15 protein-coding genes are annotated in these 15,613 nt (G+C 40.7%); 6 read left to right on the top strand and 9 right to left on the bottom strand.

The genetic code is table 11. From position 1 onward, the window contains the following. Positions 1-93 precede the first annotated feature (93 nt). The 6 genes from JG479_RS14580 to JG479_RS14555 all read left to right on the top strand — a co-directional run bounded on the left by JG479_RS14580 (position 94) and on the right by JG479_RS14555 (position 5,168). Positions 94-579, top strand: a complete 486-nt coding sequence (locus tag JG479_RS14580) for a CreA family protein (protein WP_200219567.1) — start codon at positions 94-96, stop codon at positions 577-579. Between the two features lie 47 nt (positions 580-626). After that, complete coding sequence (locus JG479_RS14575; RefSeq protein ID WP_002957816.1) at positions 627-1,400, top strand: hypothetical protein; 774 nt, start codon at positions 627-629, stop codon at positions 1,398-1,400. Positions 1,401-1,411: 11 nt separating this feature from the next. Further along, positions 1,412-2,050, top strand: coding sequence for a LysE family translocator (locus JG479_RS14570; protein WP_200219566.1), 639 nt, complete (start codon positions 1,412-1,414; stop codon positions 2,048-2,050). Between the two features lie 26 nt (positions 2,051-2,076). Further along, complete coding sequence (locus tag JG479_RS14565; RefSeq protein WP_200219565.1) at positions 2,077-2,571, top strand: gamma-glutamylcyclotransferase family protein; 495 nt, start codon at positions 2,077-2,079, stop codon at positions 2,569-2,571. 15 nt (positions 2,572-2,586) lie between these two features. Then, entirely contained in the window at positions 2,587-4,128 is a 1,542-nt protein-coding gene (locus JG479_RS14560) for a serine hydrolase (RefSeq protein ID WP_200219564.1), read from the top strand. Between the two features lie 122 nt (positions 4,129-4,250). Continuing rightward, positions 4,251-5,168 (top strand): histone deacetylase family protein, encoded by a 918-nt coding sequence (locus tag JG479_RS14555; RefSeq protein WP_200219563.1) that lies wholly within the window; start codon positions 4,251-4,253, stop codon positions 5,166-5,168. 13 nt (positions 5,169-5,181) lie between these two features. Here the strand turns inward: JG479_RS14555 and JG479_RS14550 are convergent, their stop codons facing one another. The 9 genes from JG479_RS14550 to prmA all read right to left on the bottom strand — a co-directional run bounded on the left by JG479_RS14550 (position 5,182) and on the right by prmA (position 15,551). After that, positions 5,182-5,475, bottom strand: coding sequence for a hypothetical protein (locus tag JG479_RS14550; RefSeq protein ID WP_149603272.1), 294 nt, complete (start codon positions 5,473-5,475; stop codon positions 5,182-5,184). A 6-nt stretch (positions 5,476-5,481) separates the two neighbouring features. Then, entirely contained in the window at positions 5,482-6,291 is an 810-nt protein-coding gene (locus tag JG479_RS14545; protein ID WP_024597548.1) for a DUF2797 domain-containing protein, read from the bottom strand. A 22-nt stretch (positions 6,292-6,313) separates the two neighbouring features. Next, complete coding sequence (locus JG479_RS14540) at positions 6,314-8,854, bottom strand: EAL domain-containing protein (protein ID WP_200219562.1); 2,541 nt, start codon at positions 8,852-8,854, stop codon at positions 6,314-6,316. Positions 8,855-8,966: 112 nt separating this feature from the next. Further along, entirely contained in the window at positions 8,967-10,250 is a 1,284-nt protein-coding gene (gene purD, locus JG479_RS14535; RefSeq protein WP_200219561.1) for a phosphoribosylamine--glycine ligase, read from the bottom strand. A 15-nt stretch (positions 10,251-10,265) separates the two neighbouring features. Continuing rightward, positions 10,266-11,087 (bottom strand): class I SAM-dependent methyltransferase, encoded by an 822-nt coding sequence (locus JG479_RS14530; RefSeq protein ID WP_182671440.1) that lies wholly within the window; start codon positions 11,085-11,087, stop codon positions 10,266-10,268. 106 nt (positions 11,088-11,193) lie between these two features. Beyond that, complete coding sequence (gene purH / locus JG479_RS14525) at positions 11,194-12,780, bottom strand: bifunctional phosphoribosylaminoimidazolecarboxamide formyltransferase/IMP cyclohydrolase (RefSeq protein WP_024603688.1); 1,587 nt, start codon at positions 12,778-12,780, stop codon at positions 11,194-11,196. A gap of 325 nt (positions 12,781-13,105) precedes the next feature. Continuing rightward, the gene (gene fis / locus JG479_RS14520) at positions 13,106-13,396 is read right to left on the bottom strand and encodes a DNA-binding transcriptional regulator Fis (RefSeq protein WP_002957804.1); all 291 of its coding nucleotides are present in this window, start codon (positions 13,394-13,396) and stop codon (positions 13,106-13,108) included. Between the two features lie 19 nt (positions 13,397-13,415). Further along, entirely contained in the window at positions 13,416-14,387 is a 972-nt protein-coding gene (gene dusB / locus JG479_RS14515; protein WP_024603689.1) for a tRNA dihydrouridine synthase DusB, read from the bottom strand. A gap of 282 nt (positions 14,388-14,669) precedes the next feature. Next, complete coding sequence (gene prmA / locus JG479_RS14510) at positions 14,670-15,551, bottom strand: 50S ribosomal protein L11 methyltransferase (protein WP_200219560.1); 882 nt, start codon at positions 15,549-15,551, stop codon at positions 14,670-14,672. Between the last annotated feature and the right edge of the window lie 62 nt (positions 15,552-15,613).

The following is a 15,613-nucleotide window of genomic DNA, read 5'->3' as shown; positions in this document are numbered from 1 at the left end:
TATTTATTTTTGATGTTAGTATAAAAACAAACAGGTGAACCTTCGCTTAGTAACTCATCTACTAAGTTACCTATATATTGATTAAGGATAAGTATGAAATTACCACAAAAATTTAAACGTTTAGCTTTACTTGCATGTGCAATTGTTACGTTAAGTGCTTGCTCTGACGATGTTGCGTCGGTAAGCCTTGGGTTATTTACAACTAAAGATGTTGTGGTGAATTCGCAGCAAGATCCTATTATTGAGGGCGTTACTTGTCATATTAGTCATATAGAGGCTAATTTGGACTTTTCAGATCCATCTGATATGTCTATAGCGTGTCGTCAAACGGGGCCAATTACAGCGCAGCAGCTACAAAAAATAGACCGTAGCAAATCGGGCGAGGTGATCTTTAAATCATCTAAAAGTATATTATTTAAATCACTAAAAGTGCGTCGTATTTACGATGCTGAAAATCGTACTTTATTGTACTTATCGTACTCAACTAAAGAGTCCAGTGGTAGCCACCACCATGCGCTATCAACAGTGCCGCTATACAATACTCAAGCGTGGGACTGGGCGCTTACACAAAAAGACTAAGTTAGCACCTACGTAAGCACCTAAACTAAAACCTAAAAGAGCACACTATGTTAGCTTTATTTAAATCAAAGCCATTATTAGAGCAGCAAGAGCAGCAATGGCTTATTGATACATTTATTTGGGCTGTAGAAAACTTTGATGCTGAGTTTTTTACAAAGCACACTCAAATAATACTGCCAACGGCCACTTTTTTCCCTGATTCGGTATCGAGCATTGAAGAAATGGCGAGCAATGTTTTTAACCGCGTTACTAATTACGCGGGTATGAACGCATGGCCTATTCAACTAGTTGCACCGCAGCAATTACAACCGCAAGTTTTTCCACACTTTGAATTTAGCAATGAAATACGTGGCGAAGGCAGCCATTTAATTGTGCCGCCAAGCCATACGATTAATATTTCTTTTAATCCTAATCAGATTAATCAGCCACAAGATTTAGTGGCAAGTTATGCGGGTACTCTGGCCACCATACTTATTCATCACGTTGGGGTGCTGCCGCCTGGTGGTAGGGAGTATTTACCACAAGCTGCTGATGCACTTGCTTGTTTTTTAGGGTTTGGTGTGATGATGAGCAACACGGTGTATCAGTTTAAAGGCGGGTGTGGCTCTTGCTATAACCCATACGCTAACCGTGAAGCTAAGTTAAGTGAAACGCATACGGTATTTATGCATGCCCTAATTAGTTACTTTAAAAACGATAAGGTGTCTAAAAAGCACTTAAAGCCGCATTTACGTGGTCAGTTTAAAAAAGCACAAAAAGAAATTAAAGCATTGGTAAATAACTCGGCCAACCCGCTGTTATTAGCTTATTCGCCAAACTAGCAAGGATTTGCGTGGAATACTTAGATGAATTTTTACTGATTGTTATTGCTCATTTTTTTGCAGTAGCAAGCCCAGGGCCCGACTTTGCCGTAGTACTTAAGCAAAGTGTGCAACAAGGAAGGCGCAATGCATTGTGGACAAGCGCCGGTGTTGGCGCTGCTATTTTACTGCACGTTGCCTATTGCGTTTTAGGTGTTGCGCTTATTTTAACGCAATCGCCTAGTTTATTTATGGCGCTTAAGTACCTTGCTGGTGCATATTTAGCTTACTTAGGCGTACAAGCTCTTAGAGCTGGAAAACCGCCTGCAAGTAATGAAGGCGAGGCTGTAAAAGATGTTGAAAACAAAACCGTTCAAGAGGAACCCGTTTGGGTGGCTTTTAGGCGCGGCTTTTTCACCAATGCATTAAACCCAAAAGCCACGTTATTTTTTATGTCGTTATTTACACTCGTGATTAGCCCAACAACACCTACTAGCATACAGATTGGCTATGGCGTGTACATGGCATTGGCTACTTGGGCGTGGTTTTCAATGCTTTCAATGATGCTTTCTCGCGATAATGTAAGAGGCTTTTTCCAACAACGCGGTTATTGGTTTGACCGTGGAATTGGCATTATTTTAATTGCACTTGCAGTACGTGTTGTTATTTAACTTATTCAAAAAGCGCAGGAGATAAAATGCCGCTATATAATTTTTCGTTTGGTTCTAATATGTCATCTAATCGTTTGTTAGCGCGCTTGCCCAATGTAAAGCGTGTAGGAACTGCGATACTTAAAGACTACGAGCTTACTTTTGATATGCTATTTAAAGATGGCTCAGGTAAATGCAGTATTTGTCCAAGCGATAAAGAAGGTGCATTGGTTTACGGCGTTATTTATGAGCTCAATGAAGAAGAAAAAGCTATTTTAGACAGTATTGAAGGGCCAGGTTACGATTGTGTAGATATAGCCCCAACGCTTTTAACGGGTGAGACTGTAGCCGCACATTGTTATATAGCTAATACCCATGACAGCGATGTACTCCCATATGATTGGTATATAAAACACGTTCATCGCGGTTCACTTGAAGCGGGCGTACCAAAAGAATACAGTGATGCCATATTAAATCGCGCACAAAAAAGCGACACCAATCAAGAGCGCGCAGCAATTGAATTTGCAGTTCATCAAAAATAATAAAATAGGATTGATATGAAATTAACCAAACTTGCCGCAATTGCACTATTAGCAGGCACTACGTTTAGCAGCTGGGCACAAGTTGATACCAACAAAATTGACGACGTAATTAAAGCGTCAATGGCACGTTTTGACGTACCCGGTATGGCAGTTGCCATTGTTGAAAACGATAAAGTAATATTTGCTAAAGGCTTTGGTGTAACTAATCTCGATACCAACAAAAAAGTAAACAAAGACACTTTATTTGGTATTGCTTCAAACACAAAAGCATTCACTACTGCGGCACTGGCAAAGTTGGTTGATGAAGGTAAATTAAGCTGGGATGACCGCGTAATTGATCATTTACCAGAGTTTAGATTGTACGACTCGTACGTAACACGCGAAATGCGTATTCGTGACTTATTAAGCCATCGCAGTGGGCTTGGGCTTGGGCAAGGCGATTTAATGATTTGGCCAAGTACCGATAAATCAGTTGATGAAATTTTAGCGGGATTACAGTATTTAAAACCAGCGAGCAGCTTTCGTAGTAAGTACGCTTATAACAACTTGATGTTTGTTACCGCTGGTGAAGTGGTTGCACGTGTGTCGGGGATGAGCTGGAATGATTACATCGAAAAAAATATATTACAGCCGCTGCACATGGATAACTCACGCGCGGGCTTTTCACGTATTCCTAAAAGTAATAAAAACTGGGCGACAGGTCATATTCCTATGGATGGCACGCTTCATCCATTTTTTGTGAACTACCTTGAGGACTTTAGAGGCGCAGGCGCCATTGCTTCAAGTGTAAGCGACATGAGCCAATGGCTTCGTACGCAATTAGCAGGCGGTAAAATGCCAAGTGGCGAGCAGCTATTTAGTGAAAAGCAACAAGCGCAAATGTGGCACCCACATATTACATCTATGGCGTCTAAAAGTGCGTTTGAATCGTATCATCAGCAGTTTAGGGGTTATGGGTTAGGCTGGAGTATTGAAGACTACCACGGCTTTAAAAAGCTAGGTCACGGCGGTGGTATTTTGGGAATGGTATCGCAAGTTACTTTATTGCCTGAGAAAAACCTCGGTATTGTTATTTTATCTAATCAACAAGCTTTTGGTGCACTTTCGGCAGTAACCCATGAAGTACTTGAAGGTGCACTTGAACTTGAAGATAAAGACTGGGTAGAGGATTTAGCTAAAAGTCATTTTGAAGGCAAACAACAAGCGTATGCTAATGCAAAACCAGAAGCCCCCGCTGACTACCAACCACAATTACCAAATATTAATTATACTGGTACATTGCACGATGATTGGTATGGCGATGTAATTATTGAGCAGTTAGATGGTAAATTACGCATTGATTTTACCCACACTAAACGCTTGAAAGGCACTCTGGAGCATTACACTGGCAATACATTTATTGTTAAGTGGGATGAAAAGCTACTAGAAGCAGATGCGTTTATTCGTTTTGAAATGAGCTCACAAAACCGTGTAAACAGTGCCAAAATGCGTGCAGTATCAACACAAGTTACCGATTTTAGCTTTGATTTTAGAAACCTGCATTTAAAAGCAAAATAGCTAATAATATTGATATTCAAGGTATCGATATTTAAAGTGTCGATATACACCAAAGTCGCAAAGCCACCATTAGGTGGCTTTGTTATATTAAACACTCAATTTACTTTGGCTAGGAGCATTTTATGCGTACTGCAGTTATTTCACACCCTCATTGCCGTAAACATAAAATGATAGACGACCACCCTGAGTGCCCAGAGCGCTTAGATGCAATTACCGACCGATTATTAGCCAGCGGTGTAGATGTTGGCTTAACGCACCTGCAAGCACCTAAGGCCGAGCGTGAACATTATTTACTTGCTCACGATGAAGCTTTAGTTAAGCACGTAGAAAATACACTCCCAACCGAAGGACTCGCTAATTTAGATGGCGATACGTGGTTGTGCCCCGATTCGTTTAAAGCGATTGAGCGAGCAGTAGGTGCGGGGTTGTTAGCTGTTGATGAAATACTTGCCGATAAACTCGATGCTGCTTTTTGCTCAGTACGCCCGCCAGGGCATCATGCTAATAAAAACTCATCATCTGGGTTTTGTGTGTTTAATAATTTAGCTATTGCCGTTAAGTACGCACAAAGCAAAGGGGTTAAACGCATTGCGATTGCTGACTTTGATGTACACCATGGGAATGGCACACAAGACATTTTTATTGATGACGAAAATGTACTGCTTTGTTCGTTATTTCAGTATCCGTTTTATCCAAATACAGCGGTTAAAAATAATAGCCATATAGTTAATTCACCTCTGCCAATTGCCAGTAATGGCGACGATTTAAAAGAGGTGTTTACTGGGCAATGGCTACCAAAATTAAAAGCGTTTAAACCTGAATTACTTTTTATAAGCGCAGGGTTCGATGCTCACCTAGAAGATGATATGGCAAGCTTAAAATTTGTTGAAGATGACTATATTTGGCTTACCGAGCAACTATGTGGTGTTGCTAAAGAGGGCGGTTGCAAAGGGGTTATTTCGTATTTAGAAGGTGGCTATGCGCTATCAGCTTTAGGTCGCAGTGCTGTAGCGCATATAAAAGTGCTTACTGAGGTTTAAATAAAGAGAGTGTTTATAGCCCTAGTAAATCAAACGCCTGCGCTGTGCTTAGGGTTTTGATTTTACCAAGGCAGCATTGTCCTTCATTTAATAAGTAAGCTGTAACAAGCTGTGCTAGTTGCTCGCCATTCAATTTAGGGCAAACAGTGCCTTGTAAATTAAGGTAGTCACCTTGCTTGTTAAGTACTCGCACATCGCTTAGCTCACTTTGCGTAACGCTGTGTAAGCACTCTTGTTGCTCTTGTTCGTTATGGGCTATCTCAAGCTCATTATAAATAACCAATAATTGTGGGTAGCTGTTTAACATAGCCCGTTAGCCTACGGTTACTTCATAAGACGTAAATTTACGTATATTAATAACGCCTTTTTCAAAGATTAAGTACTGACCTTTAATACCTTGTAAAACACCACTTACAACAGGGTCTTTATCAAAGTTAAATGAGCTGATTTTTGTTGGGTATTCGGTTACTGGAAAGTTTAAATCAACCACATCTTCATCAAGTTGCTCTATGGCTGTTGCGCCAAATAATTCACTGAGCTCGTTTAGCTTTTCGCTAATTTGTGGGATCAGCTCGGCTGCCGCTGCCTTTAAGTCAATTGCGTCGTTTTGACCTTTTAGCATATTGCGCCAATTAGTTTTGTCGGCAATAAATTCAGCCAATGCAACTTCTACTAAACCGGATTGCAGGCGAGTTTGCACTTTAAAAATAGGTAATGCCTGAGTAGCGCCTTGATCAACCCAGCGAGTCGGTATTTGTGTGTGGCGGGTAATACCTACCTTTAAACCTGAGGTGTTAGCGAGATATACATAGTGTGGGATCATGCAGTTTTCTTCGCCCCACTGCGGCTCTCGGCAAGTGCCTTGGTCGTAGTGGCAGGTTTCTGGTTTCATTATGCACATATCGCAACTAGCAAGCTTGCGCATGCATACAAAACAGTGACCTTGAGAATAGCTTTTTTTTGTTTTTTTACCGCAGTTAGAACATAAAATAGTGCCACTAAAGGTAAGCGTAAGCTCCTTACCTATAAATGCATTTAAGTCTACTAAGTGCTCACCCACAGGTAAGTGATATTGTACTGGTTCGGTTAAGCTCGATTTTAGTTTACGCAGTGTGCCTTGCATCTTTACTTGGCCCCTAAAGATGTTAAAAAGAGGAGTCTAACATTTTTAAGCTATATTGGCTTTTTAAGAAGTGTAAATAGTCGGTGTAAGGCAGTGCTTTTGCGTATAAATAACCTTGGGCGCAATCAGCGTTCATATCTTTGAGCAAGTGATGGATTTCTTGGGTTTCTACCCCCTCAATTGTTATTGATAAATTGAGGTTATGCGCCATATCAATGGCTGTTTGTACAATAACTTGGTGAGTTGCGTTATTAGGTAAATCAAAAACAAATGACTTATCTATTTTAAGCTCACTAAAGTGATAATTAACTAAGTAGCTAAGTGACGCGTAGCCTGTCCCAAAGTCATCCAGTACCACTTTAATACCTAATGCGGTTAACTCATCAACTAACTTTATAAGTGCATCTTGACTATCTACGAAGGCCGATTCGGTTAGTTCAAATTTAAGTAAGGGTGCCGGCACTTGGTATTTAATTAAAATATTTTCTACTTTTTCGGCTAAATTATTTATGGTTAAGTTTTTAGCACTTAAATTTACGCTAATTGTGTGCTCGTTATAGCCATTTTTTGTAAGCTCAACTATGTCTTTACAAGCTTGCTCTATTACCCACAGTGTTAGCTCGTTAATAATACCTGTGTGTTCAGCAAGTATTATTAGCTCTTCAATTGATAAGTTGCTGTAAGTTGGGTCGGGCCAACGTAATAAAGCTTCAGCACCACTTACGTGGTTACTTAATAAGTTTATTTGAGGTTGGTAGTAAAGCGCCAGTTGATTTGTTTTTATGGCTTGTTGCAGCTTAGCGGCTAAAGCAACGTCCATCATCAGATTATTACCGTTTGACGATGACCCAACTTGATTAACGCTACCTTTTGCTTTTTTAAGCGCTAAATAACCACGCTTTAACCAATATTCAAAGTCGTTACTCTTGCCTGCACTACTAATACCTATACTGTAACTAAGCTGCAGGTTTAGCCCTTTAATTTCATATTGTTTTGGTAGGCTACTAATTATTTTAGTCAGTAGTGCTTCTAGCATTTCTTGGTTTTGTGTTTTTGTAGAAATACAGGCAAATACACCACTGCTTAAATCGGCTAAGCGAGGACTGGTGTTTAAATCTGTTTCGAGGTTTGTAAATTCACGTTCATGGCTGAGTTCTAATTCAAGCTCTTTGGCTATATGCTTTATAAGTGTGTAGCCCTGAGAAGAGGTAATAATCGTATTGAGTGAATTAAAGTGACGTATTTTTATTAAACACAACGTTGTTGAGCGATTTTGGCTTTGTAGTGCCATAAATGCTTGTTTTAGCTTGGAGCTATTAAGTAATCGTGTTTGTTGTGTATGCGTGGCATGATAAAGCGCACGTTCGCGCTGATACCTTACCCTGTCTGCTAATGCCATCGCCATTAAAATAACTTCACACAAAATAGCGACTAAAAAGGCATGGCGGGTTGCAAAGGTATACGGTAAAACACCAGTGAGTTCCATAGGCTGAATTGCCGCACCAAAAATTAGCGGTATCCATGATAAAACATAAAACTTAGCCCACCTAAAACCACTGCGTAACTTGTTATATATTAAAATAATACAGGTAATATAAAGCAGAACCATTACACCAAAAAATATAGGAGCCGCTATATTTTCAGGAATAAACAAGCTACATACAGCAAGAGTAAACATAAGCCAAAGTAGAGCTATGCTCATTTTGTAACGCCAACATTTATCTTTATGATAGCGCAAAAACATGGTGCAAAAAGCAAGGGTGAAAAAGGCGACCCCATAATTACTAAATACAATTTGTTCGTGAATAAAGAGCTGCCATTGCTTAGGCCATAAATAAAAACCAAAGCCCAATACTGCACCCATTAGTGTAATAGCGCTGACGATGTAGCCAATATAAATTAAATAAACACGGTCTTTTATACCAAAATAAAGCACCAAGTTATAAAGTGCAGCCATCAATAGCACGCCTACAAAAATACCCCAGATCCCAGTTTGAGATCGCACTAAGTCAATAAACTCTTTATCACGATACAAGTTTACAGGTGTTTTACTTATGCCGATTGTGTCTATTTTTATTACTAGGCGTTGTGATGATTTTCTTTCTACTAAAAAGCGAATATGCGGCACGCTGTATTCAAATAAAGAGAGGGCTTCTTCTTTATCGCCGAGTTTGTATGTTTCAACTAGTTTGTTATTTTTATCGAGGCGATAAACCGTAAGGTGATCGACCATAGGGTTGTCAAAATGTGCCACAACATTTTGCTTGTTAAGGCTTTTATTTTCTAAATCAAGAAACAACCAATAATTTTGTTGGCTAAAGCTCCATGGAACATCTAAAAATGGTTGATGAGTAAGTAATTCAGGTTGGTTAATGATGGTATCGAATGTCTTAGTTTTGGTTTCGTCAATATAGTAGGCGTAATCGAGGTACATTGGAGCCGTTTTATCAATTGTATATCGTGTAGGCACGACTAAGTTTGATGCCAATGTACTGATTATAAAAAATATAAAAATCAGTATGGCAACAGCAATTGCATGGTAACGTAAAGTTCTTAGTTCCAACGTTAATTTACTTTTAAAAAACCTTTTAATTAGTGTAGCACTAAAAAAGCGCAGGGAAACTGCGCTTTTTTAGTTAAATTAATTGGTTATACCAATGAATAGGTATTATAGGCTATTGCTCGCGTGCAATAGCACGGTAAGCTATATCTGTACGATATTCCATACCATCCCAGCTAATTTGTTTAACAAGCTCATAGGCGCGTTGCTGCGCTTGCGTAACAGTGTTACCAAGTGCTGTTGCGCATAATACGCGACCGCCTGCGGTTACAACGTCATTGCCACTTTGTTTAGTACCCGCATGAAATACTTTTTCACCTGCAGGGTAATCCACTTTTAGCCCCGAAATAGCGTCACCTTTAGGGTAATCACCAGGGTAGCCTTTAGCGGCAAGTACAACACCAACGGCTGCGCGTGGGTCAAACTCAATTGTTGTTTTATCAAGTTCTACACGGTTAGCAGCTTCAATCAATTCAACCAAATCTGATTGCAAACGTAGCATCATTGGTTGAGTTTCAGGATCGCCAAAGCGACAATTGTACTCAATTACTTTAGGGGTGCCTGTTTCGTCAATCATTAAACCTGCATATAAAAAGCCGGTGTACGGATGGCCTTCGCTTGCCATGCCTTCTACCGTAGGGTAGATCACTTCGTTCATAATACGCTGGTGGATTTCATCAGTAACAACTGGCGCAGGTGAGTATGCACCCATGCCACCCGTGTTAGGACCCGCATCGCCATTGTAAGCGCGTTTATGATCTTGGCTGGTTGCAAATGGTAATACGTTTTTACCATCAACCATTACGATGAAAGACGCTTCTTCACCGTCTAAAAACTCTTCAATAACAACACGACTTCCCGCATCGCCAAAAGCATTACCCGCAAGCATATCGCGGATCGCTTCTTCGGCATCGGCCTCTGTCATGGCTACAATTACGCCTTTACCCGCAGCCAAACCATCTGCTTTTACAACAATTGGCGCGCCTTTCTCTTTTAAATAAGCAAGGGCAGGCTCAATTTGTTCAAACGTTTGGTAGTCGCCCGTTGGGATTTTATGACGTGCTAAAAAGTCTTTAGTAAACGATTTCGAACCTTCAAGTTGAGCTGCGCCCGCCGTTGGTCCAAAAATAGCCATGTTATGTTCACGAAACTTATCAACAACACCCAGTACTAACGGTATTTCTGGACCTACAATAGTAAGATCTACCTTATTTTGCTGTGCAAAACTAAGTAAACCATCTAAGTCGTCAACGTTTATAGCTACGTTTTCAAGTTTTGGCTCAAGTGCAGTACCTGCATTACCAGGGGCTACAAATACAGTATTTACTTTGGTGTTTTGAGCGGCTTTAAACGCAAGTGCGTGTTCGCGGCCGCCGCTGCCAATGACTAAAACATTCATGGCGAAAATTCCTATTTAAAGCGGTTTCTTAAATTTCAGCGTCATGCGGTCGCTTTCACCAATGGCTTTATATTTGTCAGCATCTTGTTCGCCGAGTCTTAAGCTTGGTGGTAGCGTCCATACACCTTTAGGGTGATCGGCTGTATCTTTTGGATTTGCATTTATTTCACTGCTTGCTACTAATTCAAACCCAGCTTGTTCAGCAAGATCTACTACGTAGCTCTGCTTCATATAACCTGATGTTTTTTGATCTTCATCAGCACGCTCTTCAGCTAAACGGTGTTCAACTAAACCTAATGTACCGCCTGGTTTAAGGGCTTTATAAAAAGCTTGGAATGCACTTAATGCACCGCTTTTATCTTTGCCCATATACCAGTTATGTACATTGCGAAATGTTAAAACCATATCGGCACTGCCAGCTGGCGCAATATCTAAATGTGTTACAGGTGCAAACTCAGTAATTTTAACGCTACTAAAGCGCTCATCTTCAGCTACTTTTTGTTTAAAGCCTGCAAGAGAGCGTTGGTAGTAGCCAACTGATGAATCAGCAGGAAAGTGCGCGGCATAATAAGTGCCTTGCTCTTTTAATGCTGGCGCTAAAATTTCACTATACCAACCACCACCGGGTGCAATTTCAACAACTGTCATGGTTGGTTTAAAGCCAAAAAATGCAAGTGTTTGAGCTGGGTGACGATATTCATCACGAGCGCTGTTTTTAGCATTGCGTTCGCTTGATTGAAGTGCATGTTCAAGGCTTGATTCGTGGTTATGGCTAAGCGCCATAGTCGATGTCATTGTTAGTGTGGCTACAAGTAGCGATTTTAGCGCAAATTTCATTGTTTGTTCCTTCACATTATAATTTTAAATAGGTTATTGAATAATCAGAATACGTGAATTTATAGCAAACAAAAAGGGTTAAACCAACGTTTAACCCTTTGTGTGATTAGTGGCGGAAATGGCGCATACCAGTTAGTACCATTGCCATGCCAGCTTCATCAGCAGCTGCAATCACTTCTTCATCACGCATTGAGCCTCCAGGCTGAATTACCGCAGTAATGCCAGCGGCTGCTGCTGCGTCAATGCCATCACGGAATGGGAAGAATGCGTCAGACGCCATAACTGAACCTTTAACTTCAAGGTTTTCGTCGGCGGCTTTTATACCTGCAATTTTAGCTGAGTATACGCGGCTCATTTGGCCTGCGCCTACGCCAATGGTCATACCGTCACGGGCATAAACAATTGCGTTTGATTTAACAAACTTAGCTACTTTCCAGCAAAACAGTAAATCTTTAAGTTCTTGCTCAGAAGGCTGGCGCTTAGAAACAACTTTTAAGTCGCCTTGCGTTACCATGCCTAAATCGCGGTCTTGAACTAAAATACCGCCGTTAACGCGTTTAATATCTTGGCCAGCGGCTTTACCTGTCCACTGTCCACACTCTAATAGACGCACGTTCTTTTTAGCTTCAACAATTTTTGCAGCGTCGCTCGAAATACTAGGTGCAATAATTACTTCAACAAACTGACGGTCAACAATTGCTTGTGCAGTTGCTGCATCTAGCTCTCGGTTAAAGGCAATAATGCCACCAAATGCTGATGTAGGGTCTGTTTTAAAAGCGCGCTCGTATGCTTGTAGAATATTGTCCCCAATTGAAACACCACACGGATTAGCATGTTTTACAATTACGCACGCAGGTACGTCAAATTCTTTAACACATTCAAGTGCTGCATCGGTATCTGCAATGTTGTTAAACGAAAGGGCCTTACCTTGCAATTGAGTTGCTGTTGCAACTGATGCTTCAGCAATGTCATTTTCAACATAAAAAGCAGCATCTTGATGTGAGTTTTCACCGTAACGCATATCTTGCTTTTTAGTGAACTGCATATTGATAGTACGTGGGAATTTAGTCTCTACAGCAGCTTCCTCGGTGTAATCAGGCACCATTTTACCGAAGTAGTTAGCAATCATGCCATCGTATTGTGCAGTGTGCTCGTAGGCGGCAATCGCTAAATCAAAACGTGTTTTGTACGTCGTTGAACCATTGTTGTTTTGCATTTCGCTAATAACACGGTCGTAGTCGCTCGCGTTTACCACGATTGTTACATCTTTGTGGTTTTTAGCTGCTGCACGAACCATTGTAGGGCCGCCAATATCAATATTTTCAATGGCATCTTCAAGGCTGCAGTTTTCTTGAGCGACTGTATTCGCAAAGGGGTATAAGTTAACTACAACTATGTCGATAGCAGAAATGTTGTTATCTGCCATTACGCTTTCATCTTGTCCGCGACGAGCTAATATGCCGCCGTGAATTTTTGGGTGAAGAGTTTTTACGCGACCATCCATGATTTCAGGGTGGCCTGTGTGATCTGATACTTCAGTCACTTTTATGGCGTTATCAGCAAGTAGTTTACATGTGCCGCCAGTTGATAAAATATCAACGCCTTGCGCTTCAAGTGCGCGGGCAAATTCAACAATACCGGTTTTATCAGACACACTTAATAGTGCGCGACGAATGGGACGATGAGTATCCATTGTAGTTTGATTTCCTCAGTTAATGAGCTAGCTTAGAAGCGGGCATTTTAACTGATTACTACTCAAAAAACGACTTATAAAGGCTCAATAAGCGTGAGCATTTTGCAATTTAGTTAATAAACTGTAGGCATAAAAAAAGCACCCTAAGGTGCTTTTTTTGCATAATACCAGTTGTATTGGATTAGTAAGTAGTAATAACGATAGAAAAACAAGTCTATAACAAGGCAAAAATTTTGCAGTGTAGTTATTCTACATAAAAAATTTTTAACGACGTTATGGGCTTGTTTAGCTCGTAAGAATACTTACGCGTTCAATATAATTGGTATTAGTTCATGCCGTATTTTTTAAGCTTTTTACGTAAAGTACCACGGTTGATACCTAGTAAAATTGCTGCACGAGTTTGGTTACCACGTGTATATGTCATTACTTCTTCAAGTAATGGCGCTTCTAGCTCTGAAAGAACAAGGTCGTAAACGTCTTGCACATCTTGACCGTTAAGCTGCTTTAAATAGTGGTGAACAGCTTTTTTTACTGCATCACGCAATGGCTGCGGTTTCTCGTGTGACTGAACATGAGGGTTAGTGATAAATGGAGAAGTCACGTTTTGTTCGAACATTATTAAGTCTCTTTCTTTCTTAGTTAGCTGCTAGTGTTTTAAAGTATTGCTCTAATGCGACGACCTGTGCCTGTGGGTTGTCGAGCGCATTAAATACTCGCCTAAACTGACCATCACTGTCATGGGTTTGCAAATACCAAGATACATGTTTGCGAGCAATTCGCGCTCCCATTGGCTCACCGTAAAACATATGGAGGTTTGTTAAATGCTCCATTAATATACTGCGCACCTCTGCAATAGCAGGTGGCTGTAAATGTTCCCCAGTTCGCAAATAGTGGTCTATCTCCCTAAATATCCAAGGGCGACCTTGGGCGGCTCGGCCAATCATAATGGCATCTGCACCCGTATAGTCTAAAACCTGTTTTGCTTTTTCTGGTGATGTAATATCACCATTGGCAACAACAGGAATCGACACTGAACGTTTTATATCCCTAATCGTGGCGTACTCAGCATCACCTTTGTACATACATGCGCGCGTACGCCCATGTACAGCAAGTGATGCAATGCCATAACGTTCAGCTATTCTCGCAATCTCTACACCATTACGGTTATCCGGATCCCATCCTGTACGGATTTTAAGTGTCACAGGTATATCAACAGCATTAACGACTGCATCAATAATCTCTTCCACAAGTTCAGGAAACTGTAATAAGGCAGAGCCTGCGAGTTTCTTGTTCACTTTTTTTGCTGGGCACCCCATATTGATATCTATGATCTGTGCACCATTAGCAACATTGAATTGTGCGGCCTGCGCCATAAGCTCAGGATCTGCTCCTGCAATTTGCACCGCGCGTATACCCGACTCACCGCTGTGATCCATACGGTTCATCGACTTTTCTGTTTTCCAAACCTTAGGATTTGACGATAGCATTTCAGACACAGCTAAGCCCGCACCTAAGCGTCGACAAAGTTGTCTAAATGGTCTGTCTGTAATGCCTGCCATTGGCGCGACAATTACATTATTCTCAAGTTGGTATTTACCGATACGCACTATATTCAATAGGCCTCTTTTCAAGGGGCGCTAAGTTTACGGTTTTTTTCACAAAAATCAAAGGCTATAAATTGAACAAAAGTAACTTTTTTTTGCCCTTTTCGTATTGACATTTGATAACCACATGACAAGTAGGTTGATTTGTTTGAAATTCATACAGATTTTATTTTTTACAAGATAACTAGAAAGTTTTTAGATATGTAAAAAAATAGTAAAGCCTGTTAAATACAGGCTTTACATGCATGTTTTGAGTTAATGCTCTAGATTTGATTGTTCGATTTATTACACTTTTTTAGTGCCATTTACTCGAGTCCAATCACCTTCAACGGCAATGTCATCTAGTTCAATAAACGGTGCATAAATGTCAGCAACCGATTGCGCTTGTTCTTCTAAAATACCCGACATGGCAATTTTACCACCTGGCTTTAATAACCCTAAAATCACACTATGTAATTCGCGAAGTGGCTGGGCTAAAATATTAGCCACTACTATATCTGCACTAAACTCAGGTTGGTTTTCTGGAAGGTATACTTCAAGTTTGTCTGCAACACCATTTCGGTTCGCGTTATCAAGGCTTGCTTCAAGCGCTTGAGGGTCAATATCTATCCCGATCATACGCTCTGCACCTAGTTTTATAGCTGCAATACCTAAAATGCCTGAGCCACAACCAAAATCAACAACCGTTTTACCCGTCAGATCTTGGCTTTCTAACCATTTAAGGCACAAGGCCGTTGTTGCATGTGTGCCCGTGCCAAAAGCAAGGCCAGGGTCTAGCAATACATTTACTGCATCAGGGTCAGGAATGTCGCGCCAGCTTGGGCAAATCCATAGTTTTTCGCCAAATTGAATAGGGTGGAAGTTATCCATCCATTCACGTTCCCAGTCTTTATCTTCAAGTTGCTCGATTTTGTATACTAAATTGTCTTTTAGCTCATCATGGCGCTTTAATAACGCAACGACTGCGTTCATATCATGATTAGCTTCGAACAAGCCAATAACTGTGGTATCAGCCCAGAACACAACGGTGCCAATTTTAGGCTCGTAGATAGGGGTGTCTTTTGCGTCAATAAAGGTTACTGAAGCACTACCAGCTTCCATTAATAGGTCGCTTACGGCATCAGCTGTTGCAGCATTGGCATTAATACGAATTTGGATCCAAGCCATGGTTATTTCCTTCAAATAGAAAAAAGGCCGCTATAGCGGCCTTTTTAGTTTATATAGTAGCG

The sequence above is a fragment of the Pseudoalteromonas sp. LC2018020214 genome, assembly GCF_016598755.1.
GTDB classification, from domain to species: domain Bacteria; phylum Pseudomonadota; class Gammaproteobacteria; order Enterobacterales; family Alteromonadaceae; genus Pseudoalteromonas; species Pseudoalteromonas distincta.
Note: the sequence above shows the minus strand (reverse complement) of the source record. Positions and strands in the feature narration are given on the sequence as shown.

Bases quoted from the DNA above. Each gene is read 5' to 3' on its own strand.
- fis (WP_002957804.1), bottom strand. From the start codon at position 13,396: ATGTTCGAACAAAACGTGACTTCTCCATTTATCACTAACCCTCATGTT.
- JG479_RS14565 (WP_200219565.1), top strand. From the start codon at position 2,077: ATGCCGCTATATAATTTTTCGTTTGGTTCTAATATGTCATCTAATCGT.
- JG479_RS14545 (WP_024597548.1), bottom strand. From the start codon at position 6,291: ATGCAAGGCACACTGCGTAAACTAAAATCGAGCTTAACCGAACCAGTA.
- JG479_RS14560 (WP_200219564.1), top strand. From the start codon at position 2,587: ATGAAATTAACCAAACTTGCCGCAATTGCACTATTAGCAGGCACTACG.
- JG479_RS14575 (WP_002957816.1), top strand. From the start codon at position 627: ATGTTAGCTTTATTTAAATCAAAGCCATTATTAGAGCAGCAAGAGCAG.
- purH (WP_024603688.1), bottom strand. From the start codon at position 12,780: ATGGATACTCATCGTCCCATTCGTCGCGCACTATTAAGTGTGTCTGAT.
- JG479_RS14580 (WP_200219567.1), top strand. From the start codon at position 94: ATGAAATTACCACAAAAATTTAAACGTTTAGCTTTACTTGCATGTGCA.
- JG479_RS14530 (WP_182671440.1), bottom strand. From the start codon at position 11,087: ATGAAATTTGCGCTAAAATCGCTACTTGTAGCCACACTAACAATGACA.
- prmA (WP_200219560.1), bottom strand. From the start codon at position 15,551: ATGGCTTGGATCCAAATTCGTATTAATGCCAATGCTGCAACAGCTGAT.
- purD (WP_200219561.1), bottom strand. From the start codon at position 10,250: ATGAATGTTTTAGTCATTGGCAGCGGCGGCCGCGAACACGCACTTGCG.
- JG479_RS14555 (WP_200219563.1), top strand. From the start codon at position 4,251: ATGCGTACTGCAGTTATTTCACACCCTCATTGCCGTAAACATAAAATG.
- JG479_RS14550 (WP_149603272.1), bottom strand. From the start codon at position 5,475: ATGTTAAACAGCTACCCACAATTATTGGTTATTTATAATGAGCTTGAG.